Below are 3,221 nucleotides of genomic sequence, written 5' to 3' on the forward strand. Positions count from 1 at the left end.
CCGCCGCCGAAGTCGCGCCGGGGGGGACGATCGCCGAAGCCGCCGCCGCCGAAGTCACGACGCGGAGGACGGTCGCCGAAGCCACCGCCGCCGAAGTCACGGCGCGGGGGACGGTCGCCGAAGCCGCCGCGCGGACGGTCGCCGCCGCCGGGGCCCTTGATGAGGCTGTGGATGCGGGTCACCAGACGCCGGCCCTGCCGGTCGGTTCCGATCTCGCAGTTGAGCTTGTCGCCGGTCTCCGGCGGCTCGATGCCAGCTTCGGTCAGGGCCGAAGCGTGGAAGAAGACATCCTGCCCATCCGGGCCGAGGACGAAGCCGAAGCCCTTGCGGGCGTTGTACCACTTGACCTCGGCCTCGATCGGGCCGTCGCCACCCTGCTCATTGTCGGGAAACACGTTGCTTATCTATCCGTAGAGAACGACACGACCCGACACGATGCAGGGCCGCCACCTACCAGCATGGCATTGGCCCCGCCGGAACGCCAGCGGAAAACGAAGTCAAGCGAATCGCGAGGGCCGGAACGGCTCCGCCGGGATCTCCGGCGTCCGGCCGGCCAGCATCGCCACCGTGACCCGCGCGCTGCGTGGCCCGGCCACCAGCCCGACATGCCCATGCCCGAAGGCGAGCAGGACGTCGGGGCTCGCCGCCGCGGGGCCGAGGCAGGGCAGCCCGTCCGGCATGGAGGGGCGGTGGCCCATCCAGACCTTCACCCTCTCGGCCGGCAGGTCGCGCGGCAGTCCGGGGAAGCTCCGCAGCAGGTGGTCGCGCAGGATCTCGGCGCGCTTCCAGTTGGGCGCGGCGTCGAGGCCGGCGATCTCCACCTGCCCCGCGCAGCGCAGGCCGCGGTCCGTCAGTGTCACCGACATCTTGCCGTCATAGGGCATCATCGGCGTGCGAGGCCCGACCGGCGGATCGGCGACCATGGCGTGGTAGCCGCGCTCGGATTCCAGCGGCACCTCGGACCCGGCGGCGGCCGAAAGCCGCTTCGAATGGGCGCCGGCCGAGATCACCGCCCTGTCGGCCGGAATCTCGCCGGCCTCGGTCAGCACCGCGCACAGGCGGCCGCCCTCGATGCGGAAGCCGGTCGCCCTGGTCCGGCGCAGCGCGGCGCCCTCGGCCACGGCCTGGGCGACGAGCGCGCCGACATAGGCGCCAGGATCGCGGCAATGCCCGCCCTCCTCCACCAGCACGCCGAAGCGGTAGCGGCGGTCGAGGTCGGGCTCGCGCTGGCGCATCTCGTCCTCGTCGAGTTCGAGCCAGTCGATGCCGACCTTGCGGCGGATGCGCCACGCCATCGCCTCCGCCTCGAACTGGGCGCGGCTTTCGTAGGTGTACATCAGGCCGCGGCGCTCGATCAGGTGGCCGACGCCGGCGCGCTCGGCCAGCGCCTTGTGCAGCGCGGGCGCATCGAACAGCAGCGGGCGGATGGCGCGCGCGGTGCGCTCCACCTTCTCCTCCGTCCAGCCGGCGAGCAGGTACTTCACCAGCCAGGGCGCGACGCGCGGGAAGTAGGACCAGCGGATCGCCAGCGGGCCGAGCGGGTCCATCAGGAACTTCGGCACCTTCTTCCAGAGCCCCGGCACGGAGGGCGGGATGACCGACATCGGGCTGAGCCAGCAGCCATTCCCGTAGGAGGCCGCCTGCTCCCCGCCGGGATCGCCGGGCTCCACGATGGTGACGCGGAAGCCGGCGGAGAGGGCTTCGAGCGCGGTGGCGGCACCGACGATGCCGGCGCCGATCACGACCACATGCTGCGTCACTTGTCCGGTTCCTTCATCGCGCGGCCCGGGTCGCCCTGGCCGAGGAGCGAGACATGCGCGGAGACGACGCGCCATCCCTCCGGCATCCGCGCCATGATCTTGGTCTCCCGCCCGATCAGGCCGGTCCCGACGCGCTCGTATTCCAGGTGGGTGGCCGCGAAGTCTCGGCCGAAGGCGACGATGTGCACGCGCCTCTGCACGCGCTGCGCATAGTGCCTCACGCTGGCACGGAAGGCGCGGATCGCCTCATGGCCGTAGAGGATCTCGGCGATGCCGAAGCGGACCGTGCGCGGGTCGGCCCAGAAGATCTCGTCGAGCACCGCGCTGTCATTGGCCATCAGCGCCGCCTCGTAGCGGTCGAAGACGGCGCGGACCTCGGCCAGCACCACCGGATCGTCGAGCTGCACGCGCACCCCCTGCCCTGCCGCGCGCGAGACTGCCCCGCCGGTCCGCAACCGGAAAGCCGGCCTTGACCTTCCTTCCGTGGGAACCGCTATGCGCCGCCCGCAGGAGAGCCGGATGAGCTGGACGAGACGTGGAGCGGCGCTGGCCGCGCTTGGCGTGATCGGGGGGCGCGGCGCGGCCGCGCATTCGCTGCTGCTGGGCAGCCAGCCGGCGGAGGGTGCGGCGCTGACGGCCGCGCCGGAAGCGATCGCGCTGCGCTTCAACGAGCCGGTGCAACTCACCGCGCTGCGGCTTTTCGCCGCCGACGGCGCGGAATGGCCGCTGCGACGCCCACGCGACCTGGCGCCGCGGCCGGAGCACCGGGCGGCGATCGGTCGGGAACTGACGCCGGGCGCCTGGCGCGCGGTGTGGCGCGCCATCTCCGCCGACGGGCACGAGATCGGCGGGACGCTGCGATTCCGGCTGGAGGCGCCGCGATGATCCTCGAATATCTCCAGCCCGACCCGACCGTGCTCGACGCCGCCTTCGTCATGCTGCGGGCGGCCACCCATGTCGCGATGCTGGGTGCGGCGGGGCTGGCGCTGTTCGGCCTCGGTTTCGCGACGATGCTGGAACGGGAGGACGCTGCGCGGTTGCAGCGCTGGCTGCTGGGCGCGGCGCTGGCCGGCATCGCGCTGAACGTCGCGGTGCTGCCGCTGCGCGTACTGGTGCTGACGGCCGGCGCCTCGGCCTTCGACCCGGATGTGCTGGCGGCGGTGATGGCGTCGCGCAACGGGGACGCCTTCTGGATCCGGCTGGCGGGGCTCTCGGCGCTCGCCCTCGCCGCGGCGCGGCAGGGGCCGGTGGCGCAGGCGCTGTCGGGCGCCGGAGTGCTGGCCGTCGCGGCGTCCTATGCGGCGCTCGGCCATTCGATGCTGTTCCGGCCGCGGCAGGAGCTGGCGGGGCTCGTCACGCTCCACCTGCTGGCGGTCGCGTTCTGGACGGGCAGCCTGCTGCCGCTCGCCTGGGCGGCGCGGCGCGGCCAGGCGGAGCTGGTCGAGGCCTGGTCGCCCCCCC

Annotated in this window: 4 protein-coding genes and 1 pseudogene; 2 read left to right on the plus strand and 3 right to left on the minus strand. The window is 73.2% G+C overall.

Annotated features, from left to right (window positions below; genetic code table 11):
• The 3 genes from L2I40_RS20990 to hpxZ form a co-directional block, all read right to left on the minus strand.
• On the minus strand, window positions 1-395 hold a 395-nt coding region (locus L2I40_RS20990), incomplete at its 3' end, for a cold shock domain-containing protein (RefSeq protein WP_237217118.1).
• Window positions 396-497: 102 nt separating this feature from the next.
• A complete protein-coding gene (locus L2I40_RS20995) occupies window positions 498-1,760 on the minus strand; it encodes an NAD(P)/FAD-dependent oxidoreductase (RefSeq protein WP_237217121.1) in 1,263 nt (420 codons plus the stop codon).
• Complete coding sequence (gene hpxZ / locus L2I40_RS21000; protein WP_237217122.1) at window positions 1,757-2,167, minus strand: oxalurate catabolism protein HpxZ; 411 nt, start codon at window positions 2,165-2,167, stop codon at window positions 1,757-1,759. The genes L2I40_RS20995 and hpxZ overlap by 4 nt, the downstream gene beginning before the upstream one ends.
• 112 nt (window positions 2,168-2,279) lie before the next feature.
• Here hpxZ and L2I40_RS21005 point away from each other — a divergent pair, with 112 nt between their 5' ends.
• Both L2I40_RS21005 and L2I40_RS21010 read left to right on the plus strand, forming a co-directional pair.
• A complete protein-coding gene (locus L2I40_RS21005; protein ID WP_237217124.1) occupies window positions 2,280-2,645 on the plus strand; it encodes a copper resistance CopC family protein in 366 nt (121 codons plus the stop codon).
• Window positions 2,642-3,221: pseudogene (locus tag L2I40_RS21010) on the plus strand (copper resistance protein); the annotation flags it as partial. The gene L2I40_RS21005 and the pseudogene L2I40_RS21010, both read left to right, overlap by 4 nt.

The sequence above is a fragment of the Falsiroseomonas oryziterrae genome, assembly GCF_021864505.1.
Lineage (GTDB): Bacteria > Pseudomonadota > Alphaproteobacteria > Acetobacterales > Acetobacteraceae > Falsiroseomonas > Falsiroseomonas oryziterrae.

Coding starts and splice junctions, on each gene's coding strand:
- L2I40_RS21005 (WP_237217124.1), top strand. CDS start 2,280: ATGAGCTGGACGAGACGTGGAGCGGCGCTGGCCGCGCTTGGCGTGATC.